Annotated in this window: 19 protein-coding genes, 1 tRNA gene and 1 other RNA gene; 17 read left to right on the top strand and 4 right to left on the bottom strand. The window is 34.9% G+C overall.

Annotated elements, in window-relative coordinates; all coding sequences use genetic code 11:
• Positions 1-99: 99 nt before the first annotated feature.
• Both tldD and H3S88_RS04345 read left to right on the top strand, forming a co-directional pair.
• Complete coding sequence (gene tldD / locus H3S88_RS04350; RefSeq protein ID WP_198227035.1) at positions 100-1,557, top strand: metalloprotease TldD; 1,458 nt, start codon at positions 100-102, stop codon at positions 1,555-1,557.
• A 30-nt stretch (positions 1,558-1,587) separates the two neighbouring features.
• A complete protein-coding gene (locus H3S88_RS04345; RefSeq protein WP_198227037.1) occupies positions 1,588-2,256 on the top strand; it encodes a DedA family protein in 669 nt (222 codons plus the stop codon).
• Between the two features lie 26 nt (positions 2,257-2,282).
• On the opposite strand, the gene rnpB is transcribed toward H3S88_RS04345, so the two are convergent.
• The 3 genes from rnpB to H3S88_RS04330 form a co-directional block, all read right to left on the bottom strand.
• Positions 2,283-2,671: RNase P RNA component class A (gene rnpB, locus H3S88_RS04340), an RNA gene on the bottom strand.
• A 201-nt stretch (positions 2,672-2,872) separates the two neighbouring features.
• The gene (locus tag H3S88_RS04335) at positions 2,873-3,235 is read right to left on the bottom strand and encodes an outer membrane protein assembly factor BamE (RefSeq protein ID WP_198227039.1); all 363 of its coding nucleotides are present in this window, start codon (positions 3,233-3,235) and stop codon (positions 2,873-2,875) included.
• 140 nt (positions 3,236-3,375) lie between these two features.
• Positions 3,376-3,696 (bottom strand): helix-turn-helix transcriptional regulator, encoded by a 321-nt coding sequence (locus tag H3S88_RS04330; protein WP_198227042.1) that lies wholly within the window; start codon positions 3,694-3,696, stop codon positions 3,376-3,378.
• Positions 3,697-3,874: 178 nt separating this feature from the next.
• Here H3S88_RS04330 and H3S88_RS04325 point away from each other — a divergent pair, with 178 nt between their 5' ends.
• The 12 genes from H3S88_RS04325 (at position 3,875) to H3S88_RS04270 (ending at position 18,054) form a co-directional block, all read left to right on the top strand.
• Positions 3,875-4,231: a DNA-binding protein gene (locus H3S88_RS04325; RefSeq protein ID WP_198227044.1), complete on the top strand. Its 357-nt coding sequence runs from the start codon at positions 3,875-3,877 to the stop codon at positions 4,229-4,231.
• A gap of 69 nt (positions 4,232-4,300) precedes the next feature.
• Positions 4,301-4,849: an RNA chaperone ProQ gene (proQ, locus tag H3S88_RS04320; protein WP_198227046.1), complete on the top strand. Its 549-nt coding sequence runs from the start codon at positions 4,301-4,303 to the stop codon at positions 4,847-4,849.
• Positions 4,850-4,858: 9 nt separating this feature from the next.
• Complete coding sequence (prc, locus tag H3S88_RS04315; RefSeq protein WP_198227048.1) at positions 4,859-6,934, top strand: carboxy terminal-processing peptidase; 2,076 nt, start codon at positions 4,859-4,861, stop codon at positions 6,932-6,934.
• A gap of 197 nt (positions 6,935-7,131) precedes the next feature.
• Positions 7,132-7,219 (top strand) — tRNA-Ser (locus H3S88_RS04310).
• A 151-nt stretch (positions 7,220-7,370) separates the two neighbouring features.
• Positions 7,371-8,264, top strand: coding sequence for a 50S ribosomal protein L3 N(5)-glutamine methyltransferase (gene prmB, locus H3S88_RS04305; RefSeq protein ID WP_198227050.1), 894 nt, complete (start codon positions 7,371-7,373; stop codon positions 8,262-8,264).
• Between the two features lie 28 nt (positions 8,265-8,292).
• A complete protein-coding gene (gene aroC / locus H3S88_RS04300) occupies positions 8,293-9,366 on the top strand; it encodes a chorismate synthase (protein WP_086308149.1) in 1,074 nt (357 codons plus the stop codon).
• Positions 9,363-10,115, top strand: coding sequence for a TSUP family transporter (locus H3S88_RS04295; protein WP_198227052.1), 753 nt, complete (start codon positions 9,363-9,365; stop codon positions 10,113-10,115). The genes aroC and H3S88_RS04295 overlap by 4 nt, the downstream gene beginning before the upstream one ends.
• 1,199 nt (positions 10,116-11,314) lie before the next feature.
• A complete protein-coding gene (locus H3S88_RS04290) occupies positions 11,315-12,238 on the top strand; it encodes a LysR family transcriptional regulator (protein WP_065739151.1) in 924 nt (307 codons plus the stop codon).
• Between the two features lie 149 nt (positions 12,239-12,387).
• Positions 12,388-12,657 carry a 30S ribosomal protein S15 gene (gene rpsO / locus H3S88_RS04285; RefSeq protein ID WP_025316125.1) on the top strand — a complete coding sequence of 90 codons (270 nt, stop codon included), beginning with the start codon at positions 12,388-12,390 and terminating at the stop codon, positions 12,655-12,657.
• Between the two features lie 274 nt (positions 12,658-12,931).
• Positions 12,932-15,046 (top strand): polyribonucleotide nucleotidyltransferase, encoded by a 2,115-nt coding sequence (pnp, locus tag H3S88_RS04280; protein WP_086327163.1) that lies wholly within the window; start codon positions 12,932-12,934, stop codon positions 15,044-15,046.
• A 23-nt stretch (positions 15,047-15,069) separates the two neighbouring features.
• Positions 15,070-15,930 carry a lipoprotein NlpI gene (gene nlpI / locus H3S88_RS04275; protein WP_086327164.1) on the top strand — a complete coding sequence of 287 codons (861 nt, stop codon included), beginning with the start codon at positions 15,070-15,072 and terminating at the stop codon, positions 15,928-15,930.
• Positions 15,931-16,284: 354 nt separating this feature from the next.
• A complete protein-coding gene (locus tag H3S88_RS04270; RefSeq protein WP_198227054.1) occupies positions 16,285-18,054 on the top strand; it encodes a DEAD/DEAH family ATP-dependent RNA helicase in 1,770 nt (589 codons plus the stop codon).
• A 69-nt stretch (positions 18,055-18,123) separates the two neighbouring features.
• Here H3S88_RS04270 and H3S88_RS04265 read toward each other — a convergent pair whose 3' ends face one another.
• Positions 18,124-19,518, bottom strand: coding sequence for an MFS transporter (locus H3S88_RS04265; RefSeq protein WP_198227056.1), 1,395 nt, complete (start codon positions 19,516-19,518; stop codon positions 18,124-18,126).
• 147 nt (positions 19,519-19,665) lie between these two features.
• Here H3S88_RS04265 and H3S88_RS04260 point away from each other — a divergent pair, with 147 nt between their 5' ends.
• Genes H3S88_RS04260 through recB form a run of 3 tightly spaced genes read left to right on the top strand, consistent with a single transcriptional unit; the run spans position 19,666 to position 23,871 of the window.
• Positions 19,666-19,962, top strand: coding sequence for a YfcZ/YiiS family protein (locus tag H3S88_RS04260; protein ID WP_086271811.1), 297 nt, complete (start codon positions 19,666-19,668; stop codon positions 19,960-19,962).
• A gap of 25 nt (positions 19,963-19,987) precedes the next feature.
• Positions 19,988-20,428, top strand: a complete 441-nt coding sequence (gene sixA / locus H3S88_RS04255; RefSeq protein WP_198227058.1) for a phosphohistidine phosphatase SixA — start codon at positions 19,988-19,990, stop codon at positions 20,426-20,428.
• Positions 20,410-23,871 carry an exodeoxyribonuclease V subunit beta gene (gene recB / locus H3S88_RS04250; protein WP_198227060.1) on the top strand — a complete coding sequence of 1,154 codons (3,462 nt, stop codon included), beginning with the start codon at positions 20,410-20,412 and terminating at the stop codon, positions 23,869-23,871. The genes sixA and recB overlap by 19 nt, the downstream gene beginning before the upstream one ends.
• Positions 23,872-23,902: the final 31 nt, after the last annotated feature.

Here is a 23,902-nt window from a genome sequence, read left to right as displayed (position 1 = left end):
AAAAAAGTTTCAGGTTAAACATACGTTTCAGTATAAAAATAACATAATAATGGATTTATATCAAAAATATAGCATTATAAATTAACATTTAAGGAATTTATGATAGTAACTCAAGTGAGTGAACGGCTACTCAACCCTAATAACTTAAGCCAACGTGATATTTCACATTTGCTTGATATGTTAAGTTCAAGACAAATTGATTTTGGTGATTTATACTTTTTATCTGGTTATTATGAAAGCTGGGTACTGGAAGATAGCATTATTAAAAATGCTTCGTTCCATCGTGATCAAGGTGTTGGCGTTCGTGCAGTTGTTGGCGAAAAAACCGGTTTTGCTTATACTGATCAGTTCTCTTTAAATCGTTTAGAGCAGAGTGTATTAGCAGCCAATTCAATCACTAAACAGCAAACGCCAATTGTTGTCACACCTTTTAAAACGGCTAAAACGGTACCAATATATGCATCAATCAATCCAATTAACTCTTTTTCTCAAGAGCAAAAGATTGCATTGTTACGACACATTGATCAGTTAGCAAGGTCAATTGACAAAAATGTAATTGAAGTATCAGCCAGTTTAACTGGTAGTTATGAAGATATTTTGATTGCAGGTACTGATGGTACACTATGCGCCGATGTCCGTCCATTAGTACGTTTATCTGTATCGGTCATTGTCGAAAAAGACGGGAAACGTGAGCGTGGTGGTAGTGGCGGTGGGGGTCGTTTTGGTTATGAGTATTTTTTAAATATTAATCCTAAAACGTCTGAAAGCTTTGCTGATAGTTATACTCGAGAAGCAGTGAGATTAGCATTAGTTTCATTGTCAGCTAAAGCTGCCCCAGCAGGTACAATGCCTGTAATTTTAGGTGCGGGTTGGCCAGGAGTACTACTTCATGAAGCGGTAGGGCATGGTTTAGAAGGTGATTTTAATCGCAAAAACAGCTCGGTATTCTCAGGAAAAATTGGTGAAAAAGTCACGTCAGAACTCTGTACCATTGTAGATGATGGAACAATTGAAAATCGCAGGGGGTCATTATCAATTGATGACGAAGGTACCGTAAGTCAAAAAACCGTTCTTATCGAAAATGGTATTTTAAAAGGTTATATGTTTGATAAGACTAATGCTAAATTGATGAACACACATTCAACCGGCAATGGTCGTCGTGAAGGATATGCATGCTTACCTATGCCAAGAATGACTAACACTTATATGTTAGCAGGGGAATCAACTTTCGACGATATTATCAATAGCGTTGACTATGGCCTTTATGCACCTAATTTTTCGGGAGGTCAGGTTGATATCACTTCTGGTAAGTTTGTATTTTCAACATCAGAAGCCTATTTAATTGAAAAAGGAAAAATAACTACGCCAGTTAAGGGCGCAACATTAATTGGTTCCGGCATTGAAACCATGCAACAAATATCGATGGTAGGGAATGATCTCACATTAGATTCAGGTGTTGGTATTTGTGGTAAAGCAGGACAAAGTGTTCCGGTAGGTGTAGGACAGCCCACTTTAAAAGTGAATAATTTAACCGTTGGTGGAACGATTAATAATTAAAAACTATAAATAAAATGGGAAATTAAATAGATGGAAACAATCATCAATCTTTATCATGCTTTTATTAATATGGATATTGCAACTTTATCAAATCCTAATGTGCTTTGGACGCTTTATGGTATGTTATTTGTTGTCATCTTATTAGAAAATGGTGTATTACCCGCAGCATTTTTACCGGGCGATAGTTTATTATTCTTAACTGGTGTATTGATTAGTCTTGATGTTTTTCATTTTGGTTTAATAAATGTTATTTTAATTGCAGGAGCTGCTTTAGGTACTTGGTTAGGTTATATACAAGGTCTTTGGTTGGGCAACACTAAGCTAGTACAGGGCTGGATGGAGCATATTCCTGAAAAATATCATAAAAAATCAGAAATGTTATTTCATAAATATGGATTGCAAGCTCTATTTATTGGGCGATTTATTGCTTTTGTACGTACATTATTACCAATGATGGCGGGATTATCAGGACTGCATAGTCGAAAATTTCATATTTATAACTGGATCAGTGCGACATTATGGATTTTCTTAATTGTAACATTAGGTTATTTATTTGGTTTATCTCCATTCTTTAATAAATATGAAAAACAAATAATGTCTCTTCTTATGTTGATTCCAGTTTTTCTATTGGTATTAGGATTAATTTTCTCTTTATGGCTAGCATTTAAACGTTGGTCTGCAAAGAAGAAGCAATTTTAATATTAAAGATAAATTTATAAAGAAGAGGGCGAAATTAACCGATAAGCCGGGTTCTGTCGTGGACAATCATTCCTCTAGGCTAATACTCACGCATTAGCTCAAGCAGTCTACCCGGATTCAACGCGGGCCGCGCCAATGAATCCCTATTTGACCTTGCTCCGAGTGGAGTTTACCGTGCCACAACTGTTACCAGTTGCGCGGTGCGCTCTTACCGCACCCTTTCACCCTTACCTGTACTTATAAATAAGTCATCGGCGGTATACTTTCTGTTGCACTAGTCGTGAATGTTTGCTCACGCCAACATCCCCCAGGCGTTACCTGGCACTCTGCCCTATGGAGCCCGGACTTTCCTCCCCTCTGTTTGTCTCCTTTTTACAAAGGACTACAACAAAGCAGCGATTGTCTGGTTAATTTCATCAATGAGTATAACTTAATGTATGATTTTGTCCAGTAATGTCGGTTTTTGAATAGGCAGGTGGATAAAGTATATACTTTTTTATACAGATATTGCCGGAAAAGGTAGGATCATACTTGATGATGCATCAATTAATTAACTTGCTCACTCTAATAGCACATTATAACAATGTGCTATCGGTATTAGATAAAGTAAGTTTAACTACCATCTTTTTTGTTCATGATTTTCATTATAATTATACCAAGTTACAACACCTTTCGAAATGATAACTTCCAGTGTTCCGCTAATAGTATTAGATTGGGTTTCGCCAATAATTAAATGGCTGGTTGAAATCTTTCTAATATATTTGTATGTCCATTGTACTTCATCAGAATTAATCACTTTCTTACTTACTGGTTCACCAAATAATGATATTATTTGTGACTCAGTTGTTGAACCTTCAACTATACTACTAACTTTGTCTTTACTTAGTGGTGTACCTTGTTCTATAAAATTATTTTGTGAACAACTCGATAATATTATTATTAAGAATAAAGCGATAAAGAACTTCTTAACATTTTTCATTATATTGTAGCCTGATAATTAATGTTTTTTCTCCATGTATGTGAATGATACCATATGTTTGGTAACGTTCAAGATCAACTAAAATTTAATCTATAATGAATATAGAAAATATTTTATTTCTATATGTTTCCATAGTTTCATCATTCTTTATTAATTTTTTTTCGTTTACTCGTTGATTTTCGTTTTTTCTTCTTCTTTGTGGTGGTTGTAAGTCGTAATACGCGTTTTATCGGTTCGTTGGTGATTGAATCAATATAACGGCTTGGCCAAATTTCATTAGGCTCTAAATCTAGCGCTTGGGCAATAATGAACTCTCCTTTTGTCCAAGGTCGAGCTAAAGCATTACTAAGCGTTGATGAACTTAGACCTGATTGTCGAGATAGATTAGCAAGAGTTGTCCCCTTCTTTTTTAGTGCGGCAATAATGTCTGCAGGATGCCAATCACTAGAATTTATTTTCATTTTTTATTTCCTCTTTGTTTATAACCTTGTATATCTATGTTATGCTTTGATGTTACTAAAACAAGTAAGTTTATAATCTAACTATAGTTATTTATGATTTCTTGTTTCTTATTTATTGTATCAAAGTTTCTTTAATTTCTGTATTTTTTTCTTATTGTGTTGAAATGGGATAATAAAAATGAAAGAATGGTTCTCATCAAAAGAGCTATTAAGTATTGCCGGGATGCCATCAACGATACAAGGTGTTAATCGTAAAGCAAGATCTGAAAATTGGACTGCACGCAAAAGAACAGGTGTTCGAGGAAAGGCTTTAGAATATCATATAAATAGCTTACCTCTTAGTGTCAAAAGAGCATTGTATCTTGAGGAAGAAAGTGCAACTTATGTTGTTCCGCCAATTGACCCATTGCAAATATGGATGACAGCATTTGAACAGTTATCTGTTGATGAAAAGTCAATTGTTATATCATGGTTGATGCGAAATGGTATTAAAGATTTTATAAGTTTTATCAATAAACATAAAAAAGATAGTTAGTGTTATTGCCCAAGCTGCGATATACTCTAACGCTAGTAAAAAATCAATTTAGTTGCTATGGAATAAACAATGGAAAGTCAGTTTCAATTAACAAATAGTAAAGATATTATTGCATATTTAACTCAACAATTTCCAAATTGTTTTACTCTCGAAGGTGAAGCGAAACCTCTAAAAATTGGAATTTTTCAAGATATCCTTTCACGATTGGATAGTGAAGCACTAAGTAAAACAAAACTTCGCGTTGCTTTACGCGCTTATACAATGAGTTGGCGTTATTTATACAGCATTAAAGAAGGTGCTCATCGTATTGATTTAGATGGAAATCCAGATGAGATTATAAGCAAAGAACAAATGGAATATGCCCAACAACAGCTAAAAGAAAGTAAGCAGAAAGCAAAAGAGCGTTTAAAAGAACGGACACAAAAAGAAAAACGTAAAAATCCACGTCCCCCTGTGAAAAAAGCTAAAACTTTAAAAGTGGGTGACTATGTTAAAGTAATATTAGGCAATAAACCGTTAAGAGTACAAATCATTAATATTGAAAAAGAGCATATCAAAGTAAATGTTGGCTCTGGAATGGAATTAACTGTTAAACCAGAACATATTATTACTAAATAGAGAATTTGAATGAATAAATTACTCAAAGGCACTATTAAATTAAGCCTTGCATTATGTATTTTAAGTTTGAGTGTTCATGCCAAACAGCCTGACATGGAATCATTACCAGTACTTAAACAGGATGATGTTCATCAAGTCGTAGCTAAGCGAGTAACGAACTTTTTTACTCAAGCTCATTATCGTAACTTTGCATTAGACGGTGCATTTTCAGCTAAAATTTTTGATCGCTATTTTAAAATGTTAGATGGTAGTAAAGCGATATTTATTCAAAGTGATGTCGATACTTTTCGCAATCGGCAAGAGTTATTAGGTCAAGAATTATTAGATGGTAATTTAAAAACTGCTTACGATATTTATAATCTTGCAATGTATAAACGTTATGAACGTTATAAGTATGCGCTTAAAGTTTTACAATCCCCAATGGATTTTTCTACTAACGATGAAATTGATTTTAATCGTGAAGATATATCTTGGCCAACCACTGAAAAAGAGCTCGACTCTTATTGGGATAAGCGCGTTAAATATGATGAACTTAGTTTATCTTTATCTGGAAAAAATGAAACTCAAATTCGAGAAACGTTAACCAAACGTTATAACCGAGTTTTAAAAACCATTGAACAATCAAATAATGAAGATGCTTTTCAAGTATTTATGAATGCACTTGCGCGTGAAATTGATCCTCATACCAGTTATTTAGCGCCACGTAAAAAGCGTGATTTTGATTCTGAAATGAGTTTATCTTTTGAAGGTATCGGTGCAACGCTTAGCCAAGAAGATGATTATACAGTAATCATGTCTTTTGTTACTGGTGGTCCGGCTGAGAAAAGTAAATCGATTGCCGTTGGTGATAAAATCATTGGTGTTGGGCAAAGTAATTCTCCAATAGAAGATGTAATTGGTTGGCGTTTAGATGATATCGTTGACAAAATTCGTGGTCCTAAAGGAACAGTGGTTAAACTCGAAATATTACCTGCCGGTAATAACAGCAAATCAAAAGTTATTGAGCTTACTCGAGATAAGATTCACTTTGAAGATCGTGAAGCAAAATTAAATATTGTTGATAATCAAAGAGGAAAAGTTGGTGTTATTGATATACCAAGTTTTTATATGGGTTTAACCGACAAAGTTGAATCACTTTTGTTGGAAGCCAATAAAGCTAAGTTACAAGGTCTGGTTATCGATTTACGTAATAATGGTGGTGGTTCGTTAGCTGAAGTTATCTCTTTGACAGGACTTTTTATAGATTATGGACCAGTTGTTCAAGTTCGTGATAATCTTCAAAAAGTTATTGTTTATGATGATAAAAATAAAGGCATCGAATATACAGGCCCGATTGTTGTAATGGTTAATCGTTATAGTGCTTCTGCTTCCGAGATATTTGCCGCGGCATTGCAAGATTATGGTCGAGCTGTAATAGTTGGTGAAACAACTTATGGTAAAGGGACGGTGCAAACCTCTCGAAATATTGCTTATCAAACTGATGCTAGACTTCATCCTAATTGGCCTGAGCTTGGTGGTATTCAGTATACCGTGCAAAAATTTTATCGTATCAATGGTGATAGTACACAACTTAAAGGTGTCGAGCCTGATATTGAAATGAGTAAAACTAAATATGACGATGAAACCGGTGAACGTTTCTTAGATAACGCTATGCCGTGGGATAAAATTCCATCATCTGAATATTTAACTCTAACTAATATAAAACCAATATTGCCTTATTTGAAATCAGAACATTTAGCACGAATTTCAAATAATCCAGAGTTTGTCTATATTGATCAGGATATTAAAGAGCTTAATGATAAAAAGGATCGTCGATATATTGTGTCTCTCAATAAAAAGAATCGTGAAGCAGAACAAAAAAGTTATGAAAATCGCGATTTAAAAAGAATGAATGAACGTTTAGCTCGAGAAGGCAAACCTCCTATTACTAAATTAGAAGATTTACCTAAAGATTATAAGCAACCCGATGCTTATCTAAACGAATCAGTTGAAATATTGTTGGATTTGATATCTAAATACCCAAATATTGAAGATAAAAAATTAACTCAAGAGATTATTTCACTTAGATCACCTATTAAAAACTAGATGAATAAATATTAAAACGATTGGAGATAATAAACATGTGTACAGATTTGAAATACGCTTTAATGACTGCAACTGCAATTGTATCGGTTTTGATTGTGTTTGGCGCCATTGTTTGCATGAATTAAAAAAGCTTGATTAATTCGCTTGGGATTATTATAGTATGCAACCTGCTCTTCTAAAGCAGGTTGTAAATAGATGGTGAGGTGTCCGAGTGGTTGAAGGAGCACGCCTGGAAAGTGTGTATACGGCAACGTATCAAGGGTTCGAATCCCTTCCTCACCGCCATATTAATTTTTAGTTATTGGAAGTGGAAAGCCTTTTTGCTCATCGTGATTGTTATTAGTCACTTTCAATATTAATTTAGTGCATTTCCTCATTATAATGTGAACGGAAGTGACGAGTAATACCTTCCCTCTCCTTAATCATTGGAGCCATTATGGAAAACTTACGCACGGTTCAGGATTTTATACGCTGGACATCATCACAACTTAGTCTATCAGATGTTTTCTTAGGTCACGGAACAGATAATCCTATCGATGAAGCTAAACAACTTATCTTAGCCACTTTGGGTTTATCATTGTTTATTCCTACCGAATTTTATTCTGCAAATCTTACCAATGACGAAAAACAAGAGCTTTTCGATATTATCCAAAAACGGATTAGTGATCGAGTGCCAACGCCATATTTAACTAATCAAGCTTGGTTTTGTGGACACAGTTTTTACATTGATGAACGTGTATTGATTCCACGTTCTCCGATTGGTGAATTAATTGATAATCATTTCCAATCTTTATTATCACAGCCACCCCAACAGATTTTAGATCTCTGTACAGGTAGCGGCTGTATTGGTATTGCTTGTGCTTATGCTTTTCCTGAGGCACAAGTTGACATCACTGATATTTCATTAGAAGCGTTGGATGTAGCACAACAAAATATTGACTTGCACGAAATGAATTTTCGAGTTACACCAATGCTATCTGATTTATTCAATGATATTCCAGCAAAACAATATGATCTTATTGTTACTAATCCTCCTTATGTTGATAATGAAGATATGGACGATTTGCCTGATGAATTTTCCTATGAACCAAAATTAGCACTTGAAGCCGGATTTGATGGTTTAGACATCGTTAAACGAATTTTAAGTGATGCAATTAATTATCTATCACCACAAGGAATATTAGTTTGTGAAGTAGGAAATAGCTGGGTTAGCTTACAAGAACAATATCCTCAAGTTCCTTTTAATTGGTTGGAATTTGAACGTGGCGGATTAGGTGTTTTTTCTATCACGCGTGAAGAATTAATTCAATATCAACACTGTTTTAAATAAGCTGTTTTTAATATACGGAAAAATTATTATGGCTGGAAACTCAATTGGAAAATTATTCAAAGTTACAACATTTGGAGAGTCACATGGCATTGCGCTAGGTTGTGTTGTTGATGGCGTTCCGCCTGGTCTTGCTTTGACTGAATCAGATATGCAATATGATCTTGATCGTCGTCGTCCTGGTTCATCGCGTTATACCACTCAAAGGCGTGAAGCTGACCAAGTAAAAATCTTATCAGGCGTTTTTGATGGAGTAACAACGGGAACCAGTATCGGCCTATTGATCGAAAATACCGATCAACGTTCACAAGACTACAGCCAAATTAAGGATATTTTTAGACCGAGTCATGCTGATTACACTTATCAACATAAATATGGGATTCGTGATTATCGAGGAGGGGGGCGTTCTTCCGCGCGTGAAACTGCTATGCGAGTTGCGGCAGGTGCAATAGCAAAAAAATATTTGCATGAAAAATTAGGGATTACCATTCGTGGCTATCTAGCTCAAATGGGTGAGATAAAATGTCAATTAAAAGATTGGCAACAAGTTGAACAAAACCCATTTTTTTGTGCTGATGAAAGTAAACTTGATGAGCTAGATCAATTACTAAGATCATTAAAAAAAGAAGGTGATTCAATCGGTGCTAAAGTTTGTATTGTTGCTGAAAATGTACCTGTTGGTTTAGGTGAGCCTGTTTTTGATAGATTAGATGCCGAACTAGCTCATGCGCTCATGAGTATTAATGCCGTAAAAGGTGTAGAAATTGGTGATGGTTTTGATGTTATCAATAAACGTGGTAGTGAAAACCGTGATGAAATAACGCCACAAGGTTTTTTATCTAATCATGCCGGTGGTATTTTGGGTGGAATTAGCTCAGGGCAAACTATTTTAGCCAGTATTGCATTAAAACCGACGCCGAGTATTGAAATTGCTGGTCAATCAATTAATATTCATGGTGAAAGTGTTGAAGTATCAACACATGGCAGGCATGATCCATGCGTAGGTATAAGAGCCGTGCCAATTGCTGAAGCAATGGTCGCTATTGTTTTAATGGATCACTATCTTCGTTATCGCGCTCAGTGTAATGATGTAAATGAATTATGAGTTATGAACTACTTTTATTATTATTTGCTATTGCTGCTTTAGCTGGATTTATCGATTCAATTGCTGGTGGTGGAGGATTATTAACCGTACCAGCATTATTGGCGGTTGGTTTATCACCAGCAAGTGCATTAGCCACCAACAAATTGCAAAGTTGTGGTGGTTCATTTTCTGCGAGCCTCTATTTTATACGGCAAAGGATGGTTGATTTAAACCAACAAAAATGGGCAATTGTAGCGGCTTTTGTTGGTTCAGCCATCGGTACAATATCGGTAATGCATATCCAAACCGATTTTTTGAAATTATTGCTGCCAATATTAACGATTAGTGTAGGGTTATATTTTTTATTATCCCCAACGATTGGAGAAAGTGATCGTAAAAGTCGTTTTTCTGTTCTCCAATTTGCTCTTATTCCTGCATTAGGTATTGGTTTTTATGATGGCTTTTTTGGACCAGGTGCCGGGTCATTTTATGCTTTAGCATATATTACATTGGCAGGATTTAATCTAACCAAAGCTACCGCCCACACTAAAGTACTTAACTTCACCTCAAATTTAGCTGGATTACTATTTTTTATTATGGGCGGGCAAGTGGTATGGTCGATTGGTCTTGTCATGCTGGTTGGTCAGTTTATTGGAGCAAGATTAGGCGCTAAAATGGTTATTGCTAAAGGGCGTAAATTAATAAGACCAATGCTTATTACGGTTTCTACTATTATGAGCATTAAACTGATTTATGAAAATTTCTTTTAGAAAGTGTCGTTCAAATTGTTGAATCCTGTATAACAGCAAAAAAAGAGATATTGCAGAATTTATATAAGATTAGTTTGCGATTTAAGTAGTAACAAACTTACTACAATAATCGCAAAAGCGATTATGTTTATAAACTCAGCTTTTTTAACTTGTTTTAATATTGAAATGTCGATTGATTTTAAATAAATTATTAGAACAATAAACTTCCGAAAAAATAAAAAATCTAAAATTAACCAATATTATTCTTAAATCCTGTCTTTTACTCTAATTTCTCAATACTATTTTTTAAACTTTACTGCAAATAATAAATGAAATTTACCGTAGTCTATATTACAAGTTGTTATTTAAAACAAATTGACGAGTTTCTAGCTTATAAAATAGGGAGCGAATACATTAAATAAAACCCAGAGTTTATCCCAGAGAACTGGCTATTATTTTTAACCGCATTCAAAGCCAGCTCGGTTTATTCCCATGTGTATAGGTAACAGACCAATTATAATTTATTGTTTTATTATTAAAATAGTGACATGCAAATTTGCACCAACTTTTTTGTGTTTTTTAAGCGATCTTATAATTTTATAATGTCATCGGAGTTAAATATGATATAAGCCGAAAATATTTATTTTTCACAATATATATCTATTTAGAACCATTGTAAAAAAATTTGAGGTCATGCCTATGTTTCAGCAAAAAACTTTTATTAAATTCAGTTATTAACTGATAACAATAATAATATAAATCAAATAATTGATATAAAAAATACAGCATTTATCAGTCTCGTTTTTAACTGTTATTTATTTTTTTGTAAAAAAGTTTGAGGTCATGCCTACGTTTCAGTAAAAACTTTTATTAAATTCAGTTATTAACGGATAACAATAATAAAATAAGATAAATCAGATAATTAATTTAAAAAATACGGCGTTTATCAGTCTCATTTTTAACTATTATTTATTTTTTGTAAAAAAGTTTGAGGTCACGCCTATGTTTCAGTAAAAATTTATTAATAGTATGTTTCATACGTTCTATCGAATCATCTTTTGATAAAGATTATCTAAAGTTTAAATCAAATGGCATAAAATTCATTACATACAATTTTTGCTATGCAAGTTATGATGTATAGGATATTTTAGATAAGCAAATAATTATAAAGCTTGTTTAATTTAACCTATTTTACTTTTGACGATAATCTATTTGATGTTATGAAATTACAACAATTACGTTATATTTTAGAAATTGCTCGCTCAGGTTCAATTAATGAAGCGGCTAAAAATTTATATATTACTCAACCGAGTTTATCAACCGCAGTAAAAGAGTTAGAGGCTGAATTTGGTATTGAGATTTTTGTTCGAACATCAAAAGGGGTTTCACTTTCAACTGATGGTGTAGAGTTTTTAGGGTATGCTAAACAAGTTTTGGATCAAGCTGAACTATTAGAACAGCACTATGCTAAAAAAGAGCCCTCTAAACAGCTGTGTAGCATTTCAACTCAGCATTATGCTTTTGCGGTAAATGCATTTGTTAATTTGATTAAAAAAAATCACACAGATGAATATGAATTTACCTTAAGAGAAACCCGAACTTACGATATTATTACTGATGTGGCTAATTTACGTAGTGAAGTTGGCATCTTATATATTAACGATTTTAACCAAAAGGTGATCTTGCGTTTATTGAAAGAACATCGGCTAACGTTTAACCCATTATTTGAAGCAGATCCTCACGTATTTATTAGCACCAATCATCCTTTATCTGATATGAAATCGCTAACTTTAAATGATTTAGAAGAGTATCCTTACTTATCGTTTGAACAAGGTGAGTATAATTCGTTTTATTTTTCGGAAGAGATTTTGAGTACGGAATACCATAAAAAAAGTATCCATGTTAGCGATAGAGCAACTTTATTCAATCTACTACATGGCCTGAATGGTTATACTATAAGTACTGGAGTATTGAGCAAGGATTTAAATGGCTCTGATATTTTATCTATACCGCTCAAAGTCAAAGAAAAAATCTTAGTAGGATGGATCACATCTCAAAAAGTACAATTGAGTATGTCGGCACAAAATTACATTGAAGCACTTAAAAAACTCATTCAAGAAGAATATGGCTTTACTCTCAAGTAATACTAATGCAAAAGGAACAAATCAAATTGCTATTTCAGTAAATTCTAGTATAATTGCGCACGATTCATATATCTAATATATGAATATCGAGGAGTGTCTGAATTAGAGATCGGTCATTCCATATTTTATGTTAATTTAAGAGGTTTATTATGTCTCTAACTGTAGAAGCTAAAGCGAAAATCGTTGCCGACTTTGGTCGTGGTACTAACGACACTGGTTCAACTGAAGTTCAAGTTGCACTTTTAACTGCACGTATTAATGACTTACAAGGTCATTTTTCTGAACATAAGAAAGATCACCATAGCCGTCGTGGTTTGTTACGCATGGTATCTAGCCGTCGTAAATTATTAGATTATTTACGTCGTAAAGATTTCGATCGTTATAGCCAATTGATTCAAAAATTAGGTTTACGTCGCTAATTTATAATCTACTTGAAAAGAGGCTTAGGCCTCTTTTTCGTTGTGAAAAATTAGGGCTCTGATATAATGCTGAGCTCAAAAGTAAAAGATTATATCTCATGTTTCGCGCGACTAATGAGAGCTCTATAATTTATAGATTTGTCATTAGTCGTGACAGTGAAATAATCTTTTGTTGATTATCCCCACATTGTTGAAGTCAGTATCATAACTTAAGTTGTGCTGCTCTCTATCAAAATATTAAACTTCAACAAAATTACTACAAGAGGACATTATTTTGTTTAATCCGACATATCAAAAATTTCAATATGGCCGTCATACCGTTACTTTAGAAACAGGCATTATGGCTCGTCAAGCAACTGCTGCCGTAATGGTTAATATGGATGACACGGCTGTATTTGTAACTGTTGTTGCTGATAAAAAAGTTAAAGAAGGTCAAGACTTTTTCCCTTTAACAGTTAACTACCAAGAACGTACTTATGCTGCTGGACGTATTCCAGGTGGATTTTTTAAACGTGAAGGTCGCCCAAGTGAAGGTGAAACTTTAATTGCTCGTTTAATCGACCGTCCACTTCGTCCATTATTTCCAGAAGGTTTTGTTAATGAGATTCAAATCATTGCAACAGTCGTATCAGTTAACCCAGATGTTAGCCCTGATTTGGTTGCGATGATTGGTGCTTCTGCTGCACTATGCTTATCTGGCGTGCCTTTCCATGGACCAATTGGTGCTGCACGTGTGGGCTTTATTAATGATGAATTTGTTTTAAATCCATCAGTAAAAGAGCTAGCAACAAGCCGTTTAGACTTAGTGGTTGCTGGTACTAAAAGTGCGGTATTAATGGTTGAATCTGAAGCTGATTTATTAACTGAAGATCAAATGTTAGCAGCGGTCGTATTTGGTCATGACCAACAACAAGTTGTCATTGATAATATTAATGAGTTTGTCGCCAAAGCTAATTGCGAAAAATGGGATTGGGTTGCACCAGTTAAAGATGAAGCGCTTTATAATGCCGTTTCTGAATTAGCAAAAGACCGCTTAGGTGAAGCTTATCGAATTACTGAAAAACAAGCGCGCTATGCTCAAATCGATACAATTAAAGAAGATGTGCTTGCGGCCCTTAAAGCACAAGACGAAGAACTTGATGAAAACAAAGTCATCAATATTATTGTTGATTTAGAAAGTCAAATCGTTCGTCAACGCGTTATTGCTGGTGAACCACGTATCGATGGTCGTGAAAAAGATATGATTCGTGCGCTTGATATTCGTACAAATGTATTACCAAGAACTCACGGTAGTGCACTATTTACTCGCGGTGAAACTCAAGCATTAGTAACAGCCACTTTAGGTACTGAACGTGATGCTCAAATTATTGATGAGTTAACTGGTGAATACACTGAACGCTTCTTATTGCATTATAACTTCCCTCCATATTCAGTTGGTGAAACGGGTATGGTTGGTTCGCCAAAACGTCGTGAAATTGGTCATGGTCGTTTAGCTAAACGTGGTGTTGCAGCAGTAATGCCAAGCATTGAAGAGTTCCCTTACACTGTTCGTGTCGTTTCTGAAATTACAGAATCAAATGGTTCATCTTCAATGGCTTCTGTATGTGGTGCGTCATTAGCTCTTATGGATGCGGGTGTACCAATTAAATCATCTGTAGCTGGAATCGCAATGGGTCTAGTGAAAGAAGGTGATAAATTTGTTGTTTTATCTGATATTTTAGGTGATGAAGATCATCTTGGTGATATGGACTTTAAAGTAGCGGGTACTCGTGAAGGTGTGAGTGCGTTGCAAATGGATATCAAGATTGAAGGTATCACTAAAGAAATTATGCAAATTGCGCTTAATCAAGCAAAAGGCGCTCGTTTACACATTTTAGGTGTGATGGAACAAGCGATTAATAAACCTCGTCAAGAGATTTCAGAATTTGCACCGCGTATTTATACTATGAACGTCAATCCGGATAAAATTCGCGATATCATTGGTAAAGGTGGCGCAACCATTAGAGCCTTGACCGAAGAGACCGGCACTACCATTGAAATCGCTGATGATGGTACTGTTAAAATTGCTGCTTCAGACAGTAATAAAGCGAAAGATGCAATGGAGCGCATTAACAATTTAGTTGCTGAAGTTGAACTTGGCAAAATTTATACAGGTAAAGTAACACGAATTGTTGATTTTGGTGCTTTCGTTTCAATTATCGGTGGTAAAGAAGGTCTTGTCCATGTGTCACAAATCGCCGACCATCGCGTTGAAAAAGTTTCTGATTATCTAAAAGTCGGACAAGAAGTGAATGTTAAAGTTTTAGAAATTGATCGACAAGGTCGAATTCGTTTGAGCATGAAAGATGCTGTTGAACCAACGACAGAAACAGCTCAAACTTCCGAATAAAAAATTATTCACTAGGAGTTAAGATGAGACAGTTCAACCTGATGAGAATTCTAAGCTTTTCATTAGCGATTATTCTTATGTCAGGTTGTTCTAATTCTCAGCCTTTACTTGCTGTTCCTGAGCAAGTTTCGTATGATGATGAATTGAAAATTGCACAGATTAGTCAACAGTTATCTCAAAAAGATATTGATGCAGTAACGCGGATACAGCTTATATTTCAACGTGGCGTTGTCTACGATTCACTAGGCTTTAAAGCATTTGCACAAAGTGATTTTAGTTATTTGATGGAATTCAATCCTGAAATTCCAGACATTTATAATTTCATGGGAACTTATGCTTTACGTGAAGGGGATTTTGACAATGCCTTAATGTCCTTTAATACGACAATTGAACTTGATCCAACATATGTTTATGCTTATTTAAATCGTGCCATTACTTTATACCGTACTGGCCATTATCAATCAGCAGAACGCGATGCATATCAATTCTATCAATTTGATGTGAATGAACCGATCAGAATTTTATGGCTTTATTTGATTGACAGAGAGATAGATAATGAAGCTGCACAAAATAAGCTACAAAAACGTTATGATCTAATAAATGATAAAACGATTTATAGTAGCGATATTATTGCATTTTATTTAGGTAAGATTAATGAATCTAAGTTAATGCAAAATCTTCAACAAGGCGTTGAAAGTAACCGGCAGTTAGCCGAACGTCTTTGCGAAGCCTACTTTTATTTAGGTAAATATTATCAAAGTAAAGGTAATAACGAGCGTGCTAAAATGTTATTTAAATATGCTTTAGCTAATAATATTTATAACTTTGTTGAACATCAACAGGCGCTCTATGAAATGAAGTTACTTGAAGAAAATGAAAAGTAACATGGGTCATGCCAGTTTAAAAGTGAAAATATTGTTATAGCGTAGTTCTGATTTGCCAAAAAATATATTCTCAACATTTGATAATACAGTTAGTTTTATCATCTTTTAAATAAATATCATTTAACTTTAAATTTATTTATTTTATATACATTGGATTGTAGTTGAGTCAATATCGGCAGTTAGTTATTGGGGTGAGTTGTAAATTTTCAATTTAGTGAGCTGGCATAAATTTATATAAACTTTCTTTGTTTGAAACAGTAATAATTTAACGATTACTGTCATTCGTTGATCAAAATGCTTAATTTGGTTAACCAAAAGTAAGTTTGTATATTCAAAATTTTTAAGCGAGTTTACATGACAAAAGAAATTTCTTTTATTGACCTTGGTTTATCTGAGGATATCCTTAACGCATTAAATGATCTTGGTTTTAGCAAACCATCACCAATCCAATCTGAATGTATTCCTCTATTATTAGCAGGTAACGATGTATTGGGTATGGCACAAACAGGTAGTGGTAAAACCGCTGCATTTTCAATTCCTTTTTTAATGAATATTGATGCAAACCTAAAAGCACCACAACTTTTAGTTTTAGCGCCAACGCGTGAACTTGCGATTCAAGTTGCTGATGCTTGCACAGAATATTCAAAATATATGAAAGGAATAAAAGTATTAGCATTATATGGTGGTCAACGTTATGACGTTCAATTGAGAGCATTAAAGCAAGGACCTCAAATTGTGGTCGGTACACCAGGACGTTTACTTGATCATTTAAATCGTAAAACGTTAGATCTTTCTAATCTTAAAGGATTAGTGCTAGATGAAGCTGATGAAATGCTAAGAATGGGCTTTATTGATGATGTTGAAAGCATCATGGCGACAATTCCTGAAGATCATCAAACAGCACTATTTTCAGCGACAATGCCTGCGCCAATTCGTCGTATTACTAAACGATTTATGCATAATCCTAAAGAAGTACAAATCAAAGGCACTAACCAAACTGCACCAGATATTGAACAGAGCTATTGGCTTGTTCGTGGTATGCGAAAAAATGAAGCGATTGTTCGCTTTTTAGAAGCTGAAGATTTTGATGCGGCAATTATTTTTGTTCGTACAAAATCAGCGACTTTAGATGTTGCAGAAGTGCTCGAAAAACATGGTTACAGCTGTGCTGCTTTAAACGGTGATATGACACAACAATTACGTGAACAAACATTAGATCGATTACGTAATGGTCGTTTAGATATTTTAATTGCAACCGACGTTGCAGCTCGTGGTTTAGATGTTGAGCGTATCAGCTTAGTTATCAACTATGATATCACCTTAGATTCAGAATCTTATGTTCACCGTATCGGACGAACAGGGCGAGCAGGTCGTGCCGGTCGTGCAATTTTATTTGTTGATAGCCGCGAACGTCGTTTACTTAAAAATATTGAGCAAACAATTAAGAAAACTATTCCAGAAGTGGACTTACCATCAAAAGATCTGCTTGAAGCGCGTCGCTTAGCGAAGTTTACTGAACAAGTTCAAAAACAACTTGAAAGTAGTGATTTACCACAATATCAAACCTTGTTAGCGCAAATACAAGCTGATAGTGGAGCTGATCTTGAAACGATTGCTACAGCGTTATTAAAATTAGCTCAAGGTGAACGTCCATTAATTTTACCACCAGACCCGGTATTTAAGCCGTCACGTGAAATGCGCGATCGCGATAATCGTGGAGGTGAGCGCCGTTTACGTGGTGATAATCGTGAAACGCCAAAACGTCGAGAACGCCGTGATGTTGGTGAAATGGATATGTACCGTATTGAAGTGGGTAAAGAAAACGGTGTTGAAGTACGTCATATTGTAGGTGCAATTGCAAATGAAGCAGATATCAGTAGTCGCTACATTGGTAATATTAAGCTCTATGAAACTTACTCAACTGTTGAGTTACCAAAAGGTATGCCAAAAGATATCTTAAAACATTTTGAAAAGGTAAGAGTACTTAACCAACCGATGAAAATGAGCTTAGTTAGTGGTAATACTTCGGAAACTAAGCGTGGTCGTAAAAGTACTAAATCTGATGCTGGTGATAACAAAAGTTCACCTAAAAAACGTGGTCGTCCAGCAGCGCCTAAGTTTTAATACATTTTAGTGTTAATACTTTTTAGTTTTGATTGTTGCAAACCTCTATCTTTATGGTAGAGGTTTTTTTTATTGTTTTTCTTTTAGATTGTTGCCTGCATTTGTAGGTAAAGTAATGAAGTCAATCATCGCCAGTAAAGTCATTCCTGCCACCATAAACAGCGCTAATTGAAAATCTTCAACCATTAAACCCGTTTGGCTATGCCCATTATAGTTGGAAGCAATAAATAGAAATAACGCACTTAAAACAATACCCAGTACGTTATTTAATTGTTGAAAAATGGTTGATAAGATGTTGGTGCTTTGTATTTCGTTTTTATCAATTTCTGAAAAACTAAGTGTTGTGATTGTGGTAAATTGGATAGAACGCGCACCACCTGAAAAGAATAGAACCAATATAATCCATATGATTGGTGTTTCTGGTGTGAAAAGAGCACATAATACAAAACTAAATGACAGTAACAAACCATTAACGATAAGAATTTTACGGAATCCAAACTTGTGTATTAATGGAGTATTAACGGTTTTAAGGATAATATTGCCTGCAAATAGTGAAAGTAGTAACGAACCAGCGGTTAATGGCGACCATCCAAAGCCGACTTGAAACATAAGAGGTAAGATAAATGGTGCACTGTTTAAACCAATTCGTATTAATGAACCGCCAAAAAAGGTCATTCTAAATGTGCGTTTTGAAAACGCGTACAGGCTGATTAATGGGCACTGCGTATGCGTAAGATGATAATAGGCAAAGATTAATACTAAACTACCGACAAAAGAAATGGCAAGACCCAGCCAGAGGCTATGATTTGAATGAGAAACCATTTCTAGCCCATAAACAAACAGTAATAAGCCTAAACCACAAGCGATAAAGCCCACACTATCAAATGTACGCTTTTCAGGTTGCTCTTTGGGTAACAGTCGATGAGCGAAAAACAGAGCGATAAAACCTAAGGGAATATTAAGAATAAATATCCAATGCCAAGTGAAATATTGAGCAAAGAATCCACCAATAATTGGTCCCATCAATGGCGCAATTAAGCCGGGCCAAACTAGAATCGAAATTGTGCTAACCAGATGCTGTTTTTCGGTTCGACTTAATACAACAGTTCTGCCTACTGGTACCATTAAAGATCCACCTAATCCTTGAATTAACCTTGCGATGGTAAACATGGTCAGACTGGTCGATAAAGCACACAATATTGACGCTAACATGAATAATACAATCGAAATGGAGAAAGTCCGATACGCTGTAAAACGATTTGCTATCCAGCCACTTGCAGGTAAACCAATTGTAAGCGCTAACATATAAGCGCTAATACCAATAGATAAATCTTGTGGATTAGTTAAAAATGATTTTGCCATTGCAGGTATTGCAGTGGTGATTACCGTCGCGTCCAGATTTTCCATGAAGAACGTTGCGGCAACTAAAATCGCCATTTTTCGGACGTGATTATTTTGCTGCATTATATTATTTAATTGATTGAGAAAAATAAAAATAAGGTTCTAATATACCCCAAAAGTTTGAGTTATAATAAAGCTTTTTACATTTTGCCCTTAGTTATGATTAAGAGTATACTATGTGTAAAATTAATCGGTAAATAGAGGTATAGCATGACAGATTCTTTAAACAAATGTAAAGCGAATGAAACCCCAGCGTGTTGTTGTGTAGATGTTGGTACTATTATTGACAATGAAGATTGCAGCGCTGAGTATGAGCATGTCTTTGCAACAGAATCAGAAGCCCAAGCTAAATTAGCATCATTGACACAAGCTGCCAAAGCTGTTGAAACGGAACCTTGTGAAATTAATAGTAATATAGAAAAAGTTAATGATGGTTTTAAATTATCTGCAACATTTACTTTTTGCTGCGGTGCAGAATGCATGATCTTCCAATTAAAATTACGCTAATAAAAGATTGATGAAAGTTTGTATTATGAGACATGGTGAAGCGGGATTTTCTGCTTCATCCGATGCAAGTCGAACCTTGACTGATTATGGTATTGAACAAGCAAAACAAGCTGGAATTTGGCTCAAGGAGCAAAATTTCCATTTTGATTTAGGTTTAGTCAGCCCCTATTTACGAGCACAACAGACGTTAACAGAATTATCATCACAGGTCAGTGTTGCAAAAGTGACAACCGACAAATTTTTAGTTCCAGGCGGTAGCGCATCTTATATAGCTGATACATTAACGATGCTAGTAACCAATGGTGTTAATAATGTAATTGTTGTCTCACATCTACCATTAGTGGGATATCTTGTTAATGAACTTTGTCCGCATGTTTCGCCACCTATGTTTCCAACTGCTGCAATTGCTTGTGTGGAGCTATCCTTAGATGCTTCTGGAAAGCTTGAATGGTTTCATCAAGCGTAGTAAAAAAACTTAACCTTTTTGATTTACCTTTAACCGGTCGAAGTTTAATTGAAGCATCGGCAGGAACGGGTAAAACTTATTCACTCGCCTTTATCTATTTAAGGCTGTTACTTGGTATTGGGCAAAATAGTTATCCAAAGCCTCTTGATGTTAGCCAAATTCTTGTTGTAACTTTTACTAAAGCAGCAACGCAAGAATTACGCTCACGTATTCGTCAAAATATACAAGAATTAAGACTTGGTTTAATCCAAGGACATCATCAAGATCCTATTTATCAAAAATTAATTGATTTAATTGATGATCGCCAGTCAGCAGTGCAAAAGCTTACTGATGCTCAACAGGCAATGGATGAAGCGGCGATCTATACTATTCATAGTTTTTGCCAACGAATATTAACCAGCCATGCATTTGAATCAGGAGTATTATTCGAACAAAAGTTAATAGCCGATGAATATCAATTGCAATTACGTGTAGTACAAGACTTTTGGCGTCATTATTTCACGCCATTAGATAAATCGCTTGCTTATCTTATTATTGATACTTGGAAAGATCCTGCCACATTATTGAGAGATATTAACCCTTACTTGGGATTAGGTGCCGAGGATGATGATGAATCAAATCCTGATATCAGAGCAACGATTGAAGCTTTTTATGAAAAAAATCATAAAAAAATAGAAGAGATTAAACAAGATTGGTTGATTGCTGTTGTTGATTTGAGCGAAATTATTACTCAATCTGGTGTGAGTAAACAATCTTATAGTAGCCGAAATTTACCCAATTGGTTAAATAAAGTATCGACATGGGCAAGCAAAGCAACACAAACGTTTGAATTACCTAATGAACTTGAAAAGTTTCGTCAATCAGTATTAAACGAAAAAACCAAAGATGGAAAATGTGCTCCTTGTCACTCTATTTTCGAAAAAATCGAGTCACTTTATCAACAACCCCTTAATTTACGTAGTCAAATCTTAATGGATATTGTTGGTATCATTCAAAAAGGGATCTATAAGGAAAAACTAAAAAATGGCGCTATAAGTTTTGATGATCTTATTTGGCAACTTAATCGAGCTCTGTTTGTAAAAAATGGCAAACGACTGGCGAAAAGTATTGCGTCACAATATTGTGTTGCCTTAATTGATGAATTCCAAGATACCGATCCATTACAATATCAAATATTTAATCGTATTTATGATAGCCAGCAGTCCGATCGTGGATTGTTATTTATTGGTGATCCAAAGCAAGCTATATATAGTTTTCGCGGTGCTGATATTTTCACTTATTTAGAGGCTAAACGATCGACGGGTGAAAATCATTATACGATGGATGTAAATCATCGTTCTTCTGCAACAATGGTGAATGCGGTTAATCAGCTATTTGCTAATCATGATAACCCATTTGTGTTTGATGAGATTCCTTTTTTACCAATGCAGGTGGCAGAAAGAAATCAAAAAAAAGCATTGTTGTTAGACGCTCAAGAAGTCTCCGCATTAACGGCTTATCTATTACCTCAGGAAATTTCAACAAATGCTGATTATCAAGAATATATGGCAAGTTGTTGTGCAAAGCAGATTGTGACTTTATTGTCGAGTTCTTCAATACTAGTAGATAATCAGGAAAAACAACGTCCGGTAATGACGGCAGATATTGCTGTTTTAGTGCGAACAGGACGTGAAGCTGAAATCATCAGACAAAAATTAGCATTGTTGGGCGTTAAAAGTGTTTACTTATCAAATCATAGTAGTGTTTTTTCATCAACGGACGCAAAAGATGTACTTAACCTATTGCAAGCCGTGTTAATGCCCGAAAACGAATCAACACTGCGCTTAGCCTTAATGACATCACTGTTTGGTCAAACAATGACTGAACTTGAGCAAATTACTGATGACCAAGATAAGTGGGAAAGTTTGGTTGAAGAATTTAAGCAATACCAAGCAATTTGGCTACATTATGGCGTTTTAGTCATGTTACGCCGAATGATGAAACGACGTCATTTAGCTGAAAATATCTTAGCACGCCAAGATGGTGAACGAACTTTAACCAATATAATGCATCTAGGAGAATTGCTTCAAGAAGCTGCGGATGAGTTAGACAGTCCTCATGCTTTAGTTCGTTGGTTAACCAAACAAATAGTCAGCCCAGATCTTAATTTAGAAAATCACGAGCAGCGTCTTGAGAGTGATGAAAACTTAGTTAAAATTATTACAATCCATAAATCAAAAGGGCTAGAGTTTCCTATTGTTTGGTTGCCTTTTATCTCACTGTATCGATCACCTGACAGTCAATTTTATCATGATAAAGATAATGACTATAAGTTAACTTATGCATGGTTATTGACGGATGAAATTAAGCAACAAATAGAAGATGAACGTCTTGCTGAGGATTTACGTTTATTGTATGTCGCTATGACGCGCTCGGTATATCATTGTAGCATCGGTCTTGCTTCTTTGAAAAAAAGTCAGTCAGCTATTAATCATCTTTTAAAAAATGACTTAAGAGCTATTGGTAATATGGCAAACTTAATTGATGTCGAATTGCCAATTAATGGTGAACGCTATGTTCCTCCTATGTTATCGGTTCCAACACTATCTGCTAATGTTTTTACACGTAAGCTTTCAAATTGTTGGCGAGTAACCAGTTATACTGAATTACAGCAACATCAAAATACCTTATTGAACTATAATCTTGATATCATTAATGATTGGGATGAGCCGCAATTTAAATCCACTAGTGAAGAACTTGTAGAATTGCAATATGACATTCACCATTTCCCTAAAGGGGCATATGTGGGTACTTTAATGCACAGTATTATGGAACATATTTCATCCGATAACATTGATGAATTATGTACTGAGATGGTGAAAAAGCTCAATCTTGATTCTAACTGGAATAGCATTGTTGCCAATTGGATGAGACAAGTATTGGCGACTGAATTGGGTCAGTCAGGATTAATATTATCAAACATATTAATGGGTAGATGTATTAACGAGTTACAATTTTATTTACCTATACGCCAATCTGTAACTTGTCAGCAATTAGATTCTTTGTGCAAGAAATATGATGATTTATCTCAATCACGTTCTGAATTATCCTTTGATTCTGTGCAAGGTATGTTGAAAGGATTTATTGATTTAGTCTTTGAATTTGAAGGTAAATATTATGTGGTCGATTATAAGTCAAATTGGTTAGGTGATAATATTGATCATTATGGGCAAAATGCACTGAAAAAAGTGATGATAGAACATCGTTATGATCTACAATATCAACTTTATAGTTTGGCATTACATCGATTTTTGAGAAGCAGGATATCCAATTATCAATATCAGACCCATTTTGGTGGGGTATATTATCTCTTTTTACGGGGTATGCCTGAACAGGGTATTTTTTATCATCGACCTCAGCAAGAATTTATAGAAAAACTCGATCAATTATTTGAAGGCCATTAGGCATTAACTCTTTAATTAACTAACATTCAGG

The organism is Gilliamella sp. B14448G11 (assembly GCF_016101765.1).
Taxonomy (GTDB): Bacteria; Pseudomonadota; Gammaproteobacteria; order Enterobacterales; family Orbaceae; genus Gilliamella; species Gilliamella apicola_N.
The sequence above is the reverse complement of the archived record's forward strand: the minus strand, read 5'-3'. Positions and strand labels throughout refer to the sequence as shown.